Annotated in this window: 16 protein-coding genes; 6 read left to right on the top strand and 10 right to left on the bottom strand. The window is 71.2% G+C overall.

The genetic code is table 11. The features are described from left to right. Positions 1-255: 255 nt before the first annotated feature. Positions 256-435 carry a hypothetical protein gene (locus H7965_RS01920; protein ID WP_186768846.1) on the top strand — a complete coding sequence of 60 codons (180 nt, stop codon included), beginning with the start codon at positions 256-258 and terminating at the stop codon, positions 433-435. Here H7965_RS01920 and H7965_RS30310 read toward each other — a convergent pair. Continuing rightward, positions 407-1,705 carry an alpha/beta fold hydrolase gene (locus tag H7965_RS30310; RefSeq protein WP_222440433.1) on the bottom strand — a complete coding sequence of 433 codons (1,299 nt, stop codon included), beginning with the start codon at positions 1,703-1,705 and terminating at the stop codon, positions 407-409. The genes H7965_RS01920 and H7965_RS30310 overlap by 29 nt on opposite strands. Before the next feature lie 223 nt (positions 1,706-1,928). On the opposite strand from H7965_RS30310, the gene H7965_RS01930 reads away from it, so the two are divergent. Together H7965_RS01930 and H7965_RS01935 are read left to right on the top strand one after the other, a co-directional pair. Then, positions 1,929-3,263, top strand: coding sequence for an ABC transporter substrate-binding protein (locus H7965_RS01930; protein WP_186768847.1), 1,335 nt, complete (start codon positions 1,929-1,931; stop codon positions 3,261-3,263). Between the two features lie 13 nt (positions 3,264-3,276). Then, entirely contained in the window at positions 3,277-4,146 is an 870-nt protein-coding gene (locus tag H7965_RS01935) for a phytanoyl-CoA dioxygenase family protein (RefSeq protein WP_186768848.1), read from the top strand. A 276-nt stretch (positions 4,147-4,422) separates the two neighbouring features. Here the strand turns inward: H7965_RS01935 and H7965_RS01940 are convergent, their stop codons facing one another. Continuing rightward, entirely contained in the window at positions 4,423-5,106 is a 684-nt protein-coding gene (locus H7965_RS01940) for a ribonuclease HII (RefSeq protein WP_186768849.1), read from the bottom strand. A 198-nt stretch (positions 5,107-5,304) separates the two neighbouring features. On the opposite strand from H7965_RS01940, the gene H7965_RS01945 reads away from it, so the two are divergent. Then, the gene (locus tag H7965_RS01945) at positions 5,305-5,931 is read left to right on the top strand and encodes an SRPBCC family protein (RefSeq protein ID WP_186768850.1); all 627 of its coding nucleotides are present in this window, start codon (positions 5,305-5,307) and stop codon (positions 5,929-5,931) included. Between the two features lie 2 nt (positions 5,932-5,933). Then, a complete protein-coding gene (locus tag H7965_RS01950; protein WP_186768851.1) occupies positions 5,934-7,598 on the top strand; it encodes a thiamine pyrophosphate-binding protein in 1,665 nt (554 codons plus the stop codon). Positions 7,599-7,650: 52 nt separating this feature from the next. Here H7965_RS01950 and H7965_RS01955 read toward each other — a convergent pair whose 3' ends face one another. The 3 genes from H7965_RS01955 to H7965_RS01965 all read right to left on the bottom strand — a co-directional run bounded on the left by H7965_RS01955 (position 7,651) and on the right by H7965_RS01965 (position 10,899). After that, positions 7,651-8,610, bottom strand: a complete 960-nt coding sequence (locus H7965_RS01955) for a Bug family tripartite tricarboxylate transporter substrate binding protein (RefSeq protein ID WP_186768852.1) — start codon at positions 8,608-8,610, stop codon at positions 7,651-7,653. 5 nt (positions 8,611-8,615) lie between these two features. Next, positions 8,616-9,821, bottom strand: coding sequence for an LLM class flavin-dependent oxidoreductase (locus H7965_RS01960; protein ID WP_186768853.1), 1,206 nt, complete (start codon positions 9,819-9,821; stop codon positions 8,616-8,618). Positions 9,822-9,927: 106 nt separating this feature from the next. Further along, complete coding sequence (locus tag H7965_RS01965; protein ID WP_186768854.1) at positions 9,928-10,899, bottom strand: TAXI family TRAP transporter solute-binding subunit; 972 nt, start codon at positions 10,897-10,899, stop codon at positions 9,928-9,930. Between the two features lie 141 nt (positions 10,900-11,040). Here H7965_RS01965 and H7965_RS01970 point away from each other — a divergent pair, with 141 nt between their 5' ends. Next, positions 11,041-11,742 carry a CBS domain-containing protein gene (locus H7965_RS01970; protein WP_229682390.1) on the top strand — a complete coding sequence of 234 codons (702 nt, stop codon included), beginning with the start codon at positions 11,041-11,043 and terminating at the stop codon, positions 11,740-11,742. Positions 11,743-11,816: 74 nt separating this feature from the next. On the opposite strand, the gene lpxK is transcribed toward H7965_RS01970, so the two are convergent. The 5 genes from lpxK to H7965_RS01995 all read right to left on the bottom strand — a co-directional run bounded on the left by lpxK (position 11,817) and on the right by H7965_RS01995 (position 17,019). After that, complete coding sequence (gene lpxK, locus H7965_RS01975) at positions 11,817-12,806, bottom strand: tetraacyldisaccharide 4'-kinase (RefSeq protein ID WP_186768855.1); 990 nt, start codon at positions 12,804-12,806, stop codon at positions 11,817-11,819. Positions 12,807-12,839: 33 nt separating this feature from the next. Next, complete coding sequence (locus tag H7965_RS01980; RefSeq protein WP_186768856.1) at positions 12,840-14,267, bottom strand: 3-deoxy-D-manno-octulosonic acid transferase; 1,428 nt, start codon at positions 14,265-14,267, stop codon at positions 12,840-12,842. Further along, complete coding sequence (locus H7965_RS01985; RefSeq protein ID WP_186768857.1) at positions 14,264-14,998, bottom strand: lysophospholipid acyltransferase family protein; 735 nt, start codon at positions 14,996-14,998, stop codon at positions 14,264-14,266. Before H7965_RS01985 ends, H7965_RS01980 begins: the two co-directional genes overlap by 4 nt. 66 nt (positions 14,999-15,064) lie before the next feature. After that, positions 15,065-16,093, bottom strand: a complete 1,029-nt coding sequence (locus H7965_RS01990) for a glycosyltransferase family 4 protein (protein ID WP_186768858.1) — start codon at positions 16,091-16,093, stop codon at positions 15,065-15,067. Between the two features lie 110 nt (positions 16,094-16,203). Beyond that, positions 16,204-17,019, bottom strand: coding sequence for a UDP-2,3-diacylglucosamine diphosphatase (locus H7965_RS01995; protein ID WP_186768859.1), 816 nt, complete (start codon positions 17,017-17,019; stop codon positions 16,204-16,206). Positions 17,020-17,111 lie beyond the last annotated feature (92 nt).

Consider the following 17,111-nt stretch of genomic DNA (forward strand, 5'->3'; position numbering starts at 1 on the left):
TCGTATCGGCGTGGCCTGGAATCTACGCGGTTTCGACCACACGTCACCAGCAGGTGAATACCTGCCGGACCCGGCGGTCATGGGCAGGGCGGCAGGGTTTCAAGAGATGCGCGCTGCCTTCCGCCGGGCCTGAGCAGCGCATCCAATCTGAAGGCCACGGAGGATGCGTGGCATCGTCATGGTGGCGCTGATCGAGATGCCGGCCGCACCGCCGCCTCCAACGTCTGCGACTGGCTGCAGCCGACCACCGGCCTTGTGTTCGACCGCGGCATGATGGGCGACGGCGCGATTGACATCCCTGCCATCCGCGCCATGGCCGAAGCGGCCGGCTACGCCGGCCCCTGCGAGTTGGAGATCCTGTCGCGCCGCTGGTGGGCGGAGGATCCCGGGATGGTGCTGCCGCTGGTCAGGCAGCGCCACGTGGCGGCGTGGTAAGCCCGGCCATCGCCTCCAGCGCCGGCAGCAGGTGCGGCTTCAGCCTTGCGAAATCCTCGCTCATCGGGAAATGCCCGAGGTCCTGCATGATCACCGTCTTGGCGCCGGGAATCGCCGCGGCGGTCGCCAGCGTGTCAGCCGGCCGGCAGGAGTAGTCGTACTCGCCGGTCAGCAGCGTCACCGGGCAGCGCGTGGTGTCGATGCGCGCCAGCTTCGGCCGCAGATCGCCTTCCTCGGCGTAGAAATGCAGGTCGCCGCGGAATACGCCTGGGCCGCCCTGCATGTAGTGCCACAGCGTCTCCCATTTTCCGGCCTCGGGCGCGGTCGGCGCGATCAGGCCGGAGACCAGCGCGCCGCAGACCTCGCCGCCATGGATATGCGGGTGGTGCAGCACCGACAGATCGTAGTAGCGCCCGGTGAAGGCGCTGCCCTGCAAGCCGATGACACCGCGCAGCGCCGCCGCATGCTCCGCCGCCAGATCGAGCACGATGCGGCCCCCGATGGAGCACCCCATGACGATCGGCCGGTCCAGCCCCAGCGCCCGCGCCATGGTCATCACCAGCCCGGTGTAGCCGGCGGTGGTGAGCTGGTAGCGCTCCTCCTGCCAGCCGGCGGGGGGCGAGGACTTGCCGTGCCAGGGCATGTCGAAGGCGATGCAGCGGAAGCGCGCGGTGATGTCCGGGTCGTTCAGCAGGTCGCGCCACTGGCGGCCGTCGCTGCCGGCGGTGTGCAGCAGCAGCAGCGGAATGCCTCCGCCACCCGCTGGGCCGGCTTCCTCCACATAGACGCGGTGCGGCCTTCCATCGATGTCCATGCGCAGGTAGCGGCCGCGGATCGGCTCCTCCGTCACCGTGCCGAAGGCGGGTGGGCGCGGCGGGGCGGCGGGCGCCGGCGGGGCCTCCCGCAGCAGGGCGAAGACGCCCTTGAACCACAGCAGATGCGCGAAGAAGAGATGCGTGTCGCCTTCCACCCGCAGCGCCCCCAGCCGGCGCAGCGCCAGCAGGTCGTGCCAGCCCGCGGCGGGTTCCGGCTGCAGGAAATGCTGCAGCGCGCGCGGCTCGATCCGCAGCGCGAGGCTGAAGCGCGGCATGACGAAGGGACCGCGCCGCACCGCCAGGATCCGGCCGTCCTGCACGGTCAGCAGCCATTCCTCGCTGCCCACCTCCAGCAGCCATTCGGCATCCAGCGCATGGCCCCAGCGGGCAAGGCCAGGGGTCGCCGCCAACCGTTCGGGCAGCGCCTCGACCGCCAGTTCCACCGTTCGTTCCATGCCGCCAGCTCCTTCCCCCAGTCGTCGTCGCCCTCGTATAGATCGCGGCAACACTTATGATGATACCGGAGATCGGGCGGTACAGGGCCCTGGCGATAGGGTGCGGCCCGTCGCGACTGCGGCAGCCATCGCGCTGGCCGGCAACCGATCGCACTCGACGTCACCCGCCGCCTGTCGATAGGCTCCTCGCAGCGGGGAAACACCCGCGGGGATGGAGGCGACCATGCAACGGCTGATCGGACGGCGCCAGGCCCTGGCCGCTGGGGCGCTCGGCGTCGGAATGCTTGCCGCGGCCGCACCGGGCCGGGCGATCGGCCGCGAGGATGTGGCCGCGCCGGGCTTCCAGCCGGAACGCGGCGCCCGGCTCCGGGTGCTGCGGCCGGCGAAATACATCGACCCGGATGAGGCGATCTTCAACGCCAACACCCGCCGCTTCACCGAGACCACCGGCATCGAGGTGCGGGTGGATTACGTGAACTGGCCGGACATGCCGGTGCAGCTCGCGGTCGGCTTCAACACTGGGCAGGGGGCGGATGTCGCCATCGGCTTCGGCGCCGATCCGCATCTCTACGCCGACAAGCTGCTGGAGGTGACCGACCTCGCGGAGTATCTGGGCGCGAAATACGGCGGCTGGTACGAGCTGGCCGAGGTCTACGGCAAGCGCCGCGGCAGCCGCACCTGGCTCGGCCTGCCGATGGGCGGCACCACCGGGCCTCTGGTCTACCGTCGGAGCTGGATCCGGGAAGCGGGGTTCGAGCACATCCCGAACGACCTCGGCGATTTCCTCCGCCTGTGCCAGGGGCTGAAGCGCATCGGCCATCCCTGTGGCTTCGCCCTCAGCCACGCGCCGGGGGATGCACCGGGCTATGCGAACTGGCTGCTGTGGACGCATGGCGCGGCGCTGACCGATGAGGCGGGCAGGGTCACGCTGGACACGCCGGAGGTGCTGCGGGCGCTGGACTACGCAAGGGCGATGCAGGAGACGATGATCGCCGGGACCATGGCGTGGAACGGCGCCTCCAACAACCGCGCCTACATTGCTGGCGAGATCGGCGCCACGCAGAACGGCGTCTCGGTGTATTTCTCGCTGAAGACCTCGGGTGATGCGGCACAGTTGGCCATCGCCGCCGATACCGAGCATGCCGAGATGCCCCATGGCGCCGCCAGCAAGGCGCCGGAGACGGCGCTGACCCTGAACGCCATGGTGCCGCGCCACACCCGCTTCCCCCAGGCGGCGAAGGAATACCTGCGCTTCATGATGGAGGCGGAGCAGTACGATCCCTGGCTGACCGGCTGCCTCGGCTACTGGTCCCAGCCGCTGAAAGCCTATGCCGAGAGCGCCGTCTGGGCCTCCGATCCGAAGATCCTGACCTATCGCGGCGCCATGGATACGCCCTTCTACGAGGGCTATCGTGGCCCGATCAACGCCGCGGCGGGTGCCGTGGCGGAGAATTGGGTGGTGGTCGACATGTTCGCCCGCGTCGTCACCGGGGAACAGCGGCCGGCCGACAGCGCGCGGGCCGCCCAGCGGGCAGCGCAGCGCTGGTACCGAAGCTGAGAGGGAACGCATCATGCTCACGCAAGCGCAACGGGAAGAATACGACCGCGTCGGCGCCATCGTCGTGCCCGACGTGCTCTCGCCGCAGGAGGTGGCGGAGCTGCGCCGGGTGACCGACGGCTTCGTCGCGCGCGCGCGCAGCGTCACCACCCATGACGCGATCTACGATCTGGAGGACAGCCACACCCCGGCGATGCCGCGGGTCCGTCGGATCAAGGCGCCGCATCTGCACGACCCGGCCTATGCGGCGCTGGTGCGGCACCCGAAGATCGTCGCCGTGCTGCAGGACCTCTGGGGCCCGAACATCCGCTTCGACACGGCGAAGCTGAACATGAAATCCGCCGGCTTCGGCGCGGCGGTGGAATGGCACCAGGACTGGGCCTTCTACCCGCACACCAACGACGACCTGGCGGCCGTGGGCGTGATGATGGACGACATGGAACTGGCGAACGGTCCGCTGCTGATCGTCCCCGGCAGCCACAAGGGCCCGGTCTATGACCACCATGCGGAAGGCCGCTTCTGCGGCGCCATGGACCCAACCAAGCGGGAGGTGGACTACGCCGCCGCCGTGCCGCTGACCGGCAAGGCGGGGTCGATCACCGTGCATCATGTCCGGGCGGTGCATGGCTCGGCACCCAATACCTCGAACAAGGAGCGGCGGCTGATGCTGTTCCAGTTCCGCGCCGCCGATGCCTGGCCGTTGCTCGGCTTCCCGCAGGGGATCGAGGCCTATGACGCGCTGATGGTGGCGGGTACGCCAAGCCTCTCGCCACGGCTGGCGGATGTGCCGGTGCGGCTGCCGCTGCCGCCGGCGGACCTTCAAGGCTCGATCTACGAGAACCAGAAGGGGCTTAAGAATAAATTCTTTGCCGCGGCCGAGTAGCGGCCGGACGGCAAGGCCGCCGCCGGGCGCGGCGTGACCTTGGCCAGATAGGCGCTGAAGCCGTCATCCGGCACCCGCCAGCGTTGCGGCGGGTCGGAGGCGCTGGGGTCGATGCGGCGCCAATGGGGGGGGCTGCCGTCGCCGGCTGCGGCGCATCCCGAGGCCATGACGAGCAGGAGGAGCGGGGCGGCCCATTTGCGGCGCATGGAGGTCCCTTCCGGCAAAACGTCGTCTGGCGAAGCCAGCATAGAACAGCTTCCTGGCAACCGTATACGCTTAGGCTGCGGTTGGGCTGCCAGAAGTGCTTGATTCCAGACCGGCTATTGCTTGCAGCTCATTGCCGGTCCGCGTCGAGCCGCACCACTGCGCCACCGGAGCGAAGGAGTGGCGGTGGTGGCGGGTCGGGCCGAGCCGGGTCAGCGCCGCGATATGGATGGATGTGCCGTAGCCGGCATTGCGCTCCCACCCATAGGCCGGGTGCCGTGATCCCAGCATGGCCATCAGCCGGTCCCGCGTGGTCTTCGCCACGATCGAGGCAGCGGCGATCTGCGGCACGCGGCGATCGCCGCCGACCACGGCCGCACACTCCAGCCCGGTATCCGGCGGGATGTCGACGCCATCCACCAGCACCGGCGCGCCAAGCCCGAGGCAGCGAATGGCACGCCGCATGGCGTCGAGGGTCATGGTGCGGATGCCGCGGCGGTCGATGGCGGCGGCCGAGCCTGCCGCGACGGCCACACGTGCGCAGCGGAGGATCTCCGCCGTCAGGGCTTCGCGCCGGGGCGCCGGCAGGCGCTTGCTGTCGTCCAGCGCTTCCAGCAGGGCGGGTGGCACGGTTGTGGGATCGAAGAACACCGCGCTGACCACCACCGGGCCGCACAGCGCGCCGCGGCCGACCTCGTCGCAGCCGATCACCGCCGGGTAGAGATGCGCCTCGGCGCGGTTGAAGGGTCCCGCCATGCGCTTGTCTCCTGAGGGCGGCCGGGATCGGGCAGGCGGATGCGCCGGAAGGCCGCAGGTCCCCAAGGTTCGGGGATCGGTGCAGGCCGGTCAACCGCCCGGCCCCGCCGCGCCACGGCAACATCGCCGGCCGGGTGCTCTTGCGCAGCCGCGGCACGTTGCGCAGGCTAAGGGCAAGCGCCCGCGCATGGAACCGAAATGGACATCACTGAACAGACACGCATCCCCTCGCCGCTCGCCGAGGTCTGGCCATTGCTGAGCGACCCTGCGACCGTGGCCGGCTGCATCCCCGGCGCGCAGCTGGCGCCGGACCAGGGCGACGGCGTGTGGCGCGGCGCCATCCGCGTGCGCTTCGGCCCAACCGCGGCGATGTTCCGCGGCGAGGCGACCCTGGCCTTCGATCATGACGCGCATCGCTGCACCATCGAGGGCCGCGGCATCGACCAGCGCGGCGCGTCCCGCGCGCTGTCCTCCGGCACCATCCACGCAGTGGAGGAAGGCGGCGACACGCTGCTGACCGTGGCCGGAAGCTTCACCGTCACCGGCCCGCTGGAGACCTTCGCCAATGCCGGCGGCGTGCATCTGGCGCGCGCGCTGCTGGCGGATTTCTCGGCCAATATGGCGAAGCTGGTGGCGGAGCGCCGCGCCGCGGCACCCGCGCCCGCCGAGCCCGCGGCGGCCGAGGCCACGCCGGCAGCCGCGCCGTCCGCGCCACCACCGCCTGCACCGCCACCACAGGCCCGCGAACTCAGCGCCATGCGGCTGCTCTGGCAGGCCTTCCGTTCCTGGCTCCGCAGCCTGTTCGGCAACACGAGGAAACCCTGACGATGTCCAAGCTATTGGTTTCAGACATGCTGGCCAAGGCCTTCCAGGCCGAGGGCTGCGAGGTGCTGTTCACCCTGATGGGTGACGCCAACATGTACTGGTCGGAGGCAATGTCGCGCCTGCCCGGCATGCAGGTGATCCACGCCCGTCACGAGCATTGCGCCGTCGCCATGGCCGATGGCTACGCCCGCGCCACCGGCAAGGTCGGCGTGGCCTCCACCACCTGCGGCCCCGGCTTTACCCAGATCATGACCGCGCTGGCCATCGCCGCGCGGGCCAGCGTGCCGCTGGTGGTCTTCGCCGGCGATTCGCCGATGACCGCGCCCTTCTACATCCAGCAGATCGACATGGCGCCGCTCGCCATGGGCACCGGCGCGCATTACATCCCGGTGCGCAGCATCGACCGCGTGCTGGACAATGTGCGCGAAGCCTTCCACATCGCCGCGCTGGAACGCCGGCCAGTGGTGCTCAGCGTGCCGATGGACCTGCAGAAGCAGGCCTTCCCCTTCATGGCCGACTATATCCCCTCGGCCGATGTGCTACCAACGCAGCAGCGCCCCGCGCCGGATCCGGCGCTGGTGGACCGGCTGGTCGGCATGATCGCCGAGGCGGAGAAGCCGATCCTCATCGCCGGCCGCGGCGCCAAGCTGTCCGGCGCAAAATCGGCGATGGTGGCGCTGGCGGAAGCCTCCGGCGCGCTGCTCGCCACCTCGCTGCAGGCCAAGGGGATGTTCCACGACACCCCCTTCGCGCTCGACATCGCCGGCGCCTATTCCAGCGATTTCGCGCGTGAGCGCTTCGCCGAATCCGACCTCGTCATCGGCGTCGGCGTCGGCCTCGGCAGCTACACCACTGAGAGCGGGTACCTGTACCCCGGCGCGCGCACGGTGCAGATCGATACCAACCCGCGCGGGCTGTGGCAGGGGCTGCGCACCGCCGACATGCACATCCGCGCCGACGCCCGCGCTGGCGTCGAGGCGGTGACGGCGGCGCTGAAGGCGCGCGGCATCTCCCGCACCGGGTTCCGCACCGCCGGCATGGCGGCGGAGATCGCCGCCGACCATCCGGACCGGAAGGAGTTCGCCATCGCCCCCGGCGTTGTCGATCCGCGCCGGGCGATGGAGGAACTCGACGCCATCGTGCCCAAGGATTGGGACCTGGTGATCGGCGGCGGCCACTACTTCGGCATCGCCATGACCCATCTGCGCGGCCGCCCGGCCGAGAAATACCATGTGGTCAGCGACTTCGGCGCCATCGGCAGCGGGCTGCCGGCGGCGATCGGCGTGGCCGCGGCGCGCGGCGACGGCAAGGTGCTGCTGATCGAGGGCGACGGCAGCCTGCTGATGCACATCCAGGAGCTGGAGACCATCCGCCGCCAGGGCATCCGCCTGCTGATGGCGATCATCAACGATGGCGGCTATGGCGCGGAGATTCACAAGTTCCGCGCCCATGGGATGAGCCCGGAGACGGTGATCCACGGCCGCGGCGACCTGGCTGGGGTGGCGAACGGCTTCGGCGTGCGTGGTGCCACGGTGAACCGGCTGGGCGCCATGGCGGGGATGTTCCAGGAGCATCAGGCGGCGAACAGCGCCGGGCTGTGGGATGTCCACACCGACGACACCGTGGTCTCCCGCCCCTATCGCCGGATCCACTACGGCGAGGCGTGAGCCGCGCGGGCCGGTCCTCTGGACCGGTCCGTCGCCGCCACGGCGGAACCCGCTACTCCAGCCGGATCTTCGCCTCGGCCAGCAGGTGTCGCAGCCCATCGGCGGCGCCCTGCATTTCCGCCGTCAGCGCTTCCGGCGGGCCGGGACGGGGTGTGACGCCCTCCTTGGTCAGCCAGTCTCGCATCACCGGCTCGCTGATGATCCCGTTCAGCGCCGTATTGAGCCTGGCGGTGATGGCCGTGGGCAGGGTCGGCGGCGCCATTACCGCCAGCCCATCCGTCAGCGCCGCGCCAGGGATCGCCTCGGCGACGGTGGGAATCTCCGGCAGCACGGGGGAACGTTCGGCATTGCCGATGGCAATGGCGCGGACCCGATTGTCGGCCATGTAGGGGCGGGCGAAGAGCACTGTCGCCAGCGTCGCATCCACCCGCCCGCCGAGCAGATCGGTCATCGCCGCCGCGCCGCCGCGATACGGCACATGGGTGAAGGACAGGCGGCCATAAGCCTGCATCTGCTCGATCAGCAGGTGGTAGGAGCTGCCGATGCCGACGCTGGCGAAATTCACCCGCCCGGGATTGGCGCGCGCATGGGCGATGAAGCCACGCAGGTCCTGGACGGGCAGGCCCGGCCGCACCAGGAGCAGCACGCTCATCGGCCCGACCATCGCCACCGGCGCCAGGTCGCGGAAGGGGTGGAATTCCAGCCGAAGGTCGGCCGCCGCGGCGATGATGAGGTTGCCGTAGGAGGTGAACAGCAGCGTGTGGTCATCGCCGCGCTGCCGCGCCACATGCGCCGCGGCGATATTGCCGCCGGCACCACCGCGATTCTCGATCACCACATTCTGCCCGAGCGCGGCACCGAGCCGCTCGGCGACGCGACGGCCGACGGTGTCGGTGATGGCGCCGGGCGGGTAGGCGACCACCATCACCAGCGGCCGGGTTGGCCAGGCCGGATCGGCGGCCCGCGCCGCCCCGGGCAGCAGCAGCGCCAGGGTGAGGAACAGCCAGCGCATCGGTATCACTCCGCCGCCGCCGGCCGGGCGACCTGCACCGCATTCGGCCCGAAGCGGTCGCGGAAGGGCGCGGTGTCGATCTCCTCCAGCTCGATCTCGCCGGCCAGCACGCCGCGCTTCCACGCCTGGTGCTCCGGCTCGCGCGCGTGGAATTCCGGCATCACCTCGCGGGCAAACAGCTCCAGGCTTTCGCAGATGTCGGCATGGCTGTTCTTGCCGGCCTGGTTCAGCAGGATGATCTGGTCGATGTTCGAGCTTTCGAACTTCCGCAGCTTGCGCCTGAGCGTCTCGGGCGAGCCGATCAGCCCGCCGGACAGGGCGCGCGCCACCGCTTCCGGGTTGGCCCGCTTCCAGGCCTCGTATTCGGCCCAGAGGCTGACGGTGCCGGGCTTCGCCCGCTCGCGGCCCTGGGCGGCGTTGTAGTAGCGCAGCGCGAATTGGAAGAAGGTGACGCCATCGGCGCGGCGCCGGGCTTCCTCATCGGTCTCGGCGCACATGAAGTAGCTGACCAGGGCGATGTTCGGGTTTGTGGCGTAGTCCGCCAGCTTGTCCAGCCACTTCACGAAGCTGTTGTAGTAGGCGTGCACCCAGGCATGGGCGGCCTCGGCGCTCAGGAACTGGAAGCCCAGTGCGCCCATGCCGCGCCGCCCCGCCATCTCGATGGTCTCAAGCTGTGAGCAGGCGACCCAGAGCGGCGGGTGCGGCCGCTGCAGCGGCTTCGGCAGCACGTTGCGCAGCGGGAACTGGAAATACGGCCCGTCGTACTCGAAGCCTTCCTGCTGCATCATCGGCAGGATGCAGCGCACCGCATCCTCCCAGACCGCGCGCTTCTCCGCCATGCCGCGATCGAAGGGGCCGAGTTCGGTGATGCTGGCGCCTTCGCCGATGCCGAATTCCACCCGCCCGTCGCTCAGCAGGTCGAGTGCCGCGACGCGTTCGGCGACCCGAGCCGGGTGGTTGGTGGTGAGCTGGATGATGCCGTGGCCAAGCCGGATGCGGCTGGTGCGCTGGCTGGCGGCGCCGAGGAACACCTCCGGCGCCGGGGAATGCGAATACTCCTCCAGGAAGTGGTGCTCCACCTCCCAGGCGTAGTCGTAGCCCAGGCGATCCGCCAGCTCGAGCTGCGCCAGGGCGTTGCGGTACAGGTCGCGCTCGCTGGTCGGGTCCCAGGGCTTGGGCAATTGCAGTTCATAGAAGATCCCGAATTTCATGGCTGTCCCTCCCGACCGCAGGCGGCCTTTGCCGGCAGGCTGTTGGCGACGGCGCAGGAGGTCAAGCGGAAACCGGGCGGCGCCATCGGCGCCGCCCGATCCCATGTCAGCCGAGCTGCGCGCCCTGCGCCTTCCAGAAGGCTTCCGCGGCGGGGTGCCAGGGCACGCCGGCGGCGGCGGTCTTCTGCTTGTCCAGGGTGAAGTTGCGGCCCTCGGCATGGACCTGCGCCAGCTCGGCGCGTTTGCCCCAGGTCACTTCCAGGATCTTCTTCACCTGCTCATCCGGCATGGTGTCCAGCACGGCGAGGATGTTGGCCACTGACATCTGGTGGTTGTCCGTGGTCTGGCCCGGATAGGTGCCGGCCGGGATCACCTCCGGGAAATAGACCGGCCCGTGCTTGGCGACGATCTTCGGCACGAACTCGGCGTGGTCGACCAACTTCAAGGTGATGCCAGGCGAGGCGCCGAGGTCGGTGACGGCACTGGTGGGCACGCCGGACACGAAGAAATAGGCGTCGAGCTTACCATCCTTGATGGCATTGGTGCTCTCGGCCGGGGAAAGCCGTTCGCGGGCGCGGAAATCCTTCTCGCGGTCAAGCCCGGCGCCCTCGATCAGCCGGAACGCCATCACTTCGGTCGCCGAGCCCGGCGCGCCGGTGGAGACACGCTTGCCCTTGAGATCGGCCATGGTGTTGATGCCGGTCGCGGCGGTGGTCACCACCTGCATGCGGTTGGTGTAGAGCACGGCGATGGCGCGCACCTTCACCGGGCGGCCACGGAAACGGTCCTCGCCGCGCACCGCATCCACGCTGGCATCCACCTGGGTGAAGATCATGCCGACGCGGCCGGCGCCCAGCAGCTGGTTGTTGGCGACCGAGCCGCCGGTCACCTCGACGGTGGCGCTGAGCCCGGGAATGTTGCGGGACAGGATATTCGCCAGCGCGCCGCCCAGTGGATAGTAGACGCCGCCGGTGGTGCCGGTGGCGATGGCGAGCTGGGTGGCCTGGGCGTGCGCCAGGCGCGGCGCGGCAAGCGCGGCCCCCAGCGCCAGGGCGGTGCGGCGAGTGAAGCCCGTCATGCTGCAAATTCCTCCCAATGAAGCAACTATCGAGACATAGCCACGACTGCCAGTGCACGGAAGGGGTGGGGTTGTGCCGAAGCAGGGCGAACGGCGTTGCCATGGCGTAGGCTGCGATCACCGAGCGGAGGAAAGCACGGCATGGCCCACGTCCCGACTGCCCGCGACCTGATGACCCCCGATGTGGTGAGCGTTCCCCCCGACACCGCGGTGGTGGCGGTGGCACGGCTGCTGGCCGAGCGCGGCATCTCCGCCGTACCGGTGCTCGACAAGGCCGGCACGGTGCTCGGCCTGGTCACCGAGGCCGATCTGATCCGCCGCCTGGCCGGCGCCGAGGACCAGCCCACCGGCTGGTTCCGCAACCCCTTCGCCGACCCGGCCGAACAGGCCAACCGCTACGCCCGCACCCATGGCGCCACCGCCGCCGACATCATGACGACCGAGGTGGTGACGGTGGAGGAGACGGCGCCCGCCACCCATATCGCGCATCTGATGGAGGAGCGCGGCATCCGCCGGGTGCTGGTGGTGCAGGACGGAAAGCTCCGGGGGCTGGTGTCCCGCGCCGACCTGCTGCGCGCCCTGGTCGCGCCGCCGGTGGAGGCGGCCGAGCTGTCCGACGACCGCATCCGCCGCGCGGTGCTGGCGACGATGCGCAAGGAACCCTGGGCCGATACTTTCTACACCCTGGTCGAGGTGAAGGGCGGCGTGGTGGAGTTCCACGGCTTCCGGACGGCCGAGGCGGTGCAGCGCGGCCTGCGGGTGATGGCGGAGAATGTGCCCGGGGTGAAGGGCGTGATCGATCTGACCGAGCCGCTGCCGCCCTACCTCTACCCCGCGGTGTAGCGCCGGGCGCCGAACAGGATGGCTCGCCCTTCTACGAGGGAGGGGGAGCTGCCCTCGGGCCAGCCCGGAAGGGCTCAGGCCGGGACGGGTACCCGTTGCGCCAGCGGGTCCAGCAGCGCCTCGATCGCCACCGTATCCGACCATTCCAGGCGAATGGTCACCACCGTCACCCGGCTGCGGAAGGCAGGCGGGATGCGGACGTAATCCTTGCGGGTGGTCACCGGCATGGCCCGCAGCGTATCCGCCTCGGCCAGCAGGTCGCGCATGTCGCCCTCGTCGAAGGGGTAGTGGTCGGCGAAGGCCATCTTGCCGGCCAACACCGCCCCGGCCTCCTGCAAGGTGGAGAAGAATTTCTTCGGGTTGGCGATGCCGCAGAAGGCGTAGACCGGCTGGCCGGCCAGCAGTTCCGCCTCAGGCCCCGGCCGCAGCATGGCTCGCAGCACCGGCAGGCGCGGCGGCAGCAGCGCCGCGGCGCCAGCCTCGTCCTCGCCGATCATCACTGCGGCGCGGCTGCGCGCCGCTGCCTTCGCCACCGGCTCCCGCAACGGCCCGGCCGGGATGACGCGGTTGTTGCCGAAGCCGAAGCTGCCGTCGATGACGAGCAGCGAGAGATCCTTCTCCAGGGTCGGATTCTGCAGCCCGTCATCCATGACGATGGCCTGCGCCCCGGCCGCCACCGCCGCCCGCGCCCCGGCGGCGCGGTCGGCCGAGACCCAGGTCGGGCGTTCATTCGCCAGCAGCAGCGCCTCGTCGCCGACCGCCTGGCTGTCATGCACGCTGGGGTCGACCCGCACCGGGCCCTTGAGCCGCCCGCCATAGCCGCGGGTCAGGAAATGCACCGCGACGCCGCGGTTCGCCAGCCGCTGGCCGATGTCGAGGGTGACGGTGGTCTTGCCGGCGCCGCCGGCCGTGGCGTTGCCGCAGCAGATCACCGGGACCGGCGCCTGCCAGCCCGGCCGGGCCATCCGCCGCGCGGTGGTGCAGGCGTAGATGGCGGCGATGGGCGAGAGCAGCAGGGGCAGCAGCCCCTTGCCATTCCCGCCCCAGAATTCTGGGGCACGCATCAGGTCCAGACCGGTCCTTGCAGCATCGACGGTTCAGGCAGCCGGCCCGGCAGGCGGGTCGGCACCCAGGGGAGACTCATGCTGGACGCGCCACGGCGGACTGACCCCGTCACCCGTGAGGGCACCCAGCGGAAGGCGAAGCGGGCGGTCCGGCCCGGCACCGGCATCGCCCCTGGGCAGCAAGCGCAGCAGCTTATCAGCCACAACCTCCGGCAAGCCAGCCCCGATGGCGGCGACCGCGGCGGCATTGGCGGCCATGCCCCGGCCCAGGTCGGGGCTGGTCAGCACCTCGGTGACCGCCGCCGCCAGCGCCGCGGCCTGATCCACCGCATCCGGCCCGGCCACCACCCGGCGTGCCCCAGCGGCGGCCAGCAGCCGCGCCACCGGATCGGCGAAGTTCCAGGTATGAGGTCCGAGCAGGATCGGGCAGCCCAGCCGGGCCGGCTCCAGCGGATTCTGCCCGCCATGCGGCACCAGCGAGCCGCCGACCAGGCAGGCGGAGGCCAGGCGGTAGAACAGCCCGAGTTCGCCCAGCGTGTCGGCGACATGCACCATCGTATGCGGCGTCGGCAGCGCCCCGGTGGCGCGCCGCGAGACGGCGAGCCCGCCGGCCTCGGCGGCGATGGCGGCGCCGCGCGCGGGATGCCGGGGGACGATGACGGTCAGCAGCCCGGGATGCGCCGGTGCCAGCAGCCGGTGCGCCGCCATGACCACCGCCTCCTCCCCCGGGTGGGTGCTGGCGGCGAGGAAGACCGGCCGGGCGCCGATCGCCGTCCGCAGCGCCGCCAGCTTCACCGGGTCGGCCGGCAGCGGCGGCGCCGCCTCCTTCAGATTGCCGGGGATCTCCACCAGCGGGGCGCCCAGGTCGCGCAGCCGCGCCGCATCGGCCTCCGACTGCGCCAGCACCAGGCGGAAGGCGGCCATCATCTCCCGCCCCAGACCCGGGGCCAGGCGCCAGCGCCGTGCCGCGCGGGCGGAGAAGCGGGCGTTGACCAGGGCCAGCGGGGTGCCGCGCGCGGCGAGCGCGGCGATCAGGTTGGGCCAGAGCTCGGATTCCACCAGCGCCGCCGCATCCGGCCGCCAGCCATCGAGGAAGCGGGACACCCAGCCCGGCACGTCCAGCGGCAGGAAGCGGTGCAGCACCCGCGGCGCCAATTCCGGCGGCAGCCGCTGCGCCAGCAGCTCGGCGCCGGTCACGGTCACGGTGGTGACCAGCAGGTTGAGGTCGGGGGCGCGTGCCGCCAGCGCCGAGAGCAGCGGCAGGATCGACATGGTCTCCCCGACGCTTGCGGCATGCAGCCAGAGCAACCGGCCCGGCGGCCGTGCCGCACCCTCTCCCTCGCGTTCCGGCAGCCTTGTGGCGATCTCCTTGCCCCGCGCCGCGCGGCGGCGGAGGAAGGGCCGCAGCGCCGGAGCCACCACCGTTGCGGTGCCATACCAGAGCCTGCCACCGAGGCTCACGCCACCGCTCCCAGCCCGGCGACGCCGGCGGCGGGCCGGCCGGCCCAGGCATCGGCGGTGTCGCAGGCGGCGGAGAGCGCCGCCTCGATCGCCGGTAGCGCCGCCTCCGGCGCCTCCCGCGGCACCGGCACCGGGCGGCCCATGACCAGCACGCCGCGGCCGAAGGGCAACGGCAGGACCATCCGGTCCCAGCTGCCGAGCACCCGGGCGCGGCGGGTGCGGGCGGCGCAGGGCAGCACCGGCAGGCCGGAGAGGGCGGCAAGCTGCGCCACGCCGGGTGCGGCGCTGCGGCGCGGCCCGCGCGGGCCGTCGGGCGTGATCACCACCACATCCCCGGCCGCCAGCACCCGCAGCAGCACGCGCAGGCCGGCGGCACCGCCGCGCGAGGTCGAGCCATGCACCATCTCCAGCTGGAAGCGCCGCACCACCTCGCCGATGAAGCGGCCGTCGCGGTGACGGGAGACCAGCACATATGCCCGCTTCGGCGCCAGTGCCGGCACCTGCCGCCGGGCGGTGAGCCAGAGCATCGGCATCATCGGCAGGCGTTCGTGCCAGAAGGCGGCGACCACCGGCCGGCCAGAACCCTCAGCTGCCGGGCCGAGGGCGGCGCGCAGATGCTCCTCGCCCAGCAGGGTCCAGCGGGTGGTGCGGAAGACCAGCGCCAGGTAAAGGCCAAGCACCCGGGCGAAAGCGGCCTGGGTCGCAGGATGGCGGATCAGTCGCCGGAGCATGGGGCGTGGGGCATCGCGGGTGCCCTCGCCCTAGCACGGTCAGAAGCGGCGCGGAAGCCGCGCGAGTCACGCGGTCGCGAGGGGCGCGAGCTGGCGGCGGAAGCCGGTGGCGCAGGCGGCCCAGGAATAGCGCTCGGCATGGGCCCGCGCGGCGGCGCGGTCGCAGGCCAGCGCGGCCAGCGCCGCGGCGCGCAGGTCGGCGTCCACCACCCCGGCGCCGGACCCCGGGATGACATCCAGCGGCCCCATCACCGGAAAGGCCGCGACCGGCGTGCCGCAGGCCATCGCCTCCAGCATCACCAGGCCGAAGGTGTCGGTGCGGGAGGGGAAGACCAGCACATCGGCGCCGGCATAGGCCCGCGCAAGCGCCTCACCCTGCCGCCAGCCGGCGAAATGCGCGGCGGGGAAGCGGCGTTCCAGCGCGGCGCGCTGCGGCCCGTCCCCCACCACCACCTTCGAGCCCGGCAGGTCAAGGGCGAGGAAGGCCTCGATGTTCTTCTCCACCGCGACGCGGCCGACATGCAGGAAGACCGGCCGCGGCAGGCCCGCCCATTCGTCGCGCCCGGCGCCGTTGAACTGCGTCAGATCGACGCCGCGGGTCCAGGGGCGGATGCGGGTGAAGCCGCGCAAGGTCAGCTCCTCCCGCAGGCTGCGCGTCGCCGCGAAGGTGCCGTCGCCGGCGGCGTGGAAGCGCCGCAGTATCGCCCAGGCGAAGCGCGGCGGCAGCCCAGTGCGGGCGTGCAGGTAGTCGGGGAATTTGGTGTGGAGGCTGGTGGTGAAGCGCCAGCCGCGCCGCCGGCACAGCGCCCGCATCGCCCAGCCGAGCGGGCCTTCGGTGGCGATGTGCACCGCGCTGGGCGCGAAGCCGTCCACCATGCGGGCGAGCGCCCGGCGTGGCCACAGTGCCAGGCGGATCTCCGGGTAGCTCGGCAGCGGCAGGGTACGGAAGCGATCGGGGCCGATCACCTCCACCGCATCGCCCTGGGCCCGCAGCACCTTGGCGACGGTCGAGAGGGTGCGGACCACGCCGTTCACCTGTGGGTGCCAGGCGTCCGTCACGATCAACAGACGCAGCGGCGTGTCATCGTCCAGCATCGCGGGCGCATCCCATGCGGCGTGCCAGACGGCACGCGGAGGGTGGTCGAGGGTCGCGCCGGCGAGCGCGCCGCTTGCATCGAGGAGCATGAGGTGGGTCGGGAGTCCGGCTAGGGCGTGCGGGCGAGCGCCGCGGGGGTGCGGCGTTCCGGCTCGGGCCAGAAGGAGAGGCGGTTCTCCTCCGCCCAATCCACCAATTCGAAGCGGCCATCGGCATGCTCGACCAGCGCGGTGCAGCTTTCCACCCAGTCGCCGTCGTTCATGTAGGCGACGCCCTGCACCAGGCGCATCTCGGCATGATGGATATGGCCGCAGATCACGCCATCCAGGCCGCGCCGCTTCGCCTCATGCGCCAGCGCCACCTCGAAGCGGTCGATCGCCTTCACCGCTTCCTTCACCTGCCGCTTCAGCCATTGGCTGAGCGACCAATAGGGGTAGCCGAGGCGGCGGCGGGCGGCGTTGAACAGCCGATTCAGGGTCAGCGCCCAGTCATAGGCGCGGTCGCCGAGCAGGGCGAGGACGCGGGCGTAGCGGATCACGCCGTCGAACTCGTCGCCATGGATGACCAGGTAGCGCCGGCCATCCGCCGCGGTGTGCACCGCTTCCCGCGCCAGCCGCACCCCGGCGATCTCGAGCCCCAGCCATTCGCGGAACATCTCGTCGTGGTTGCCGGGGATGTAGGTGACCTCGACGCCGCGCCGCGCCATCTCCAGCACCTCGCGCAGCACCTCGTCGAAGGCCGCGGTCCAGTACCAGGACTTCCGCAGCCGCCAGCCATCGACCACGTCGCCCACCAGGAACAGCCGCTCGCAATCCGTGCGGCGGAGGAAGTCGAGCAGGAAATCGGCGCGGCAGCCGCGGGTGCCGAGGTGGATGTCCGAGACGAAGATGGTCCGGTAGCGGCGCCTGGTTTCGCTGGTCTGCATTGCCCCCGCCCTGTTGAGGCTTGTACTCCGATCCCGATGCCGGGACCCCGGGTGCCGCGGCCCGCGACCAGGTTCCGCCGCAATACGGAGGC

The organism is Siccirubricoccus deserti (genome assembly GCF_014283215.1).
In the GTDB taxonomy this organism is placed as follows: Bacteria; Pseudomonadota; Alphaproteobacteria; order Acetobacterales; family Acetobacteraceae; genus Siccirubricoccus; species Siccirubricoccus deserti.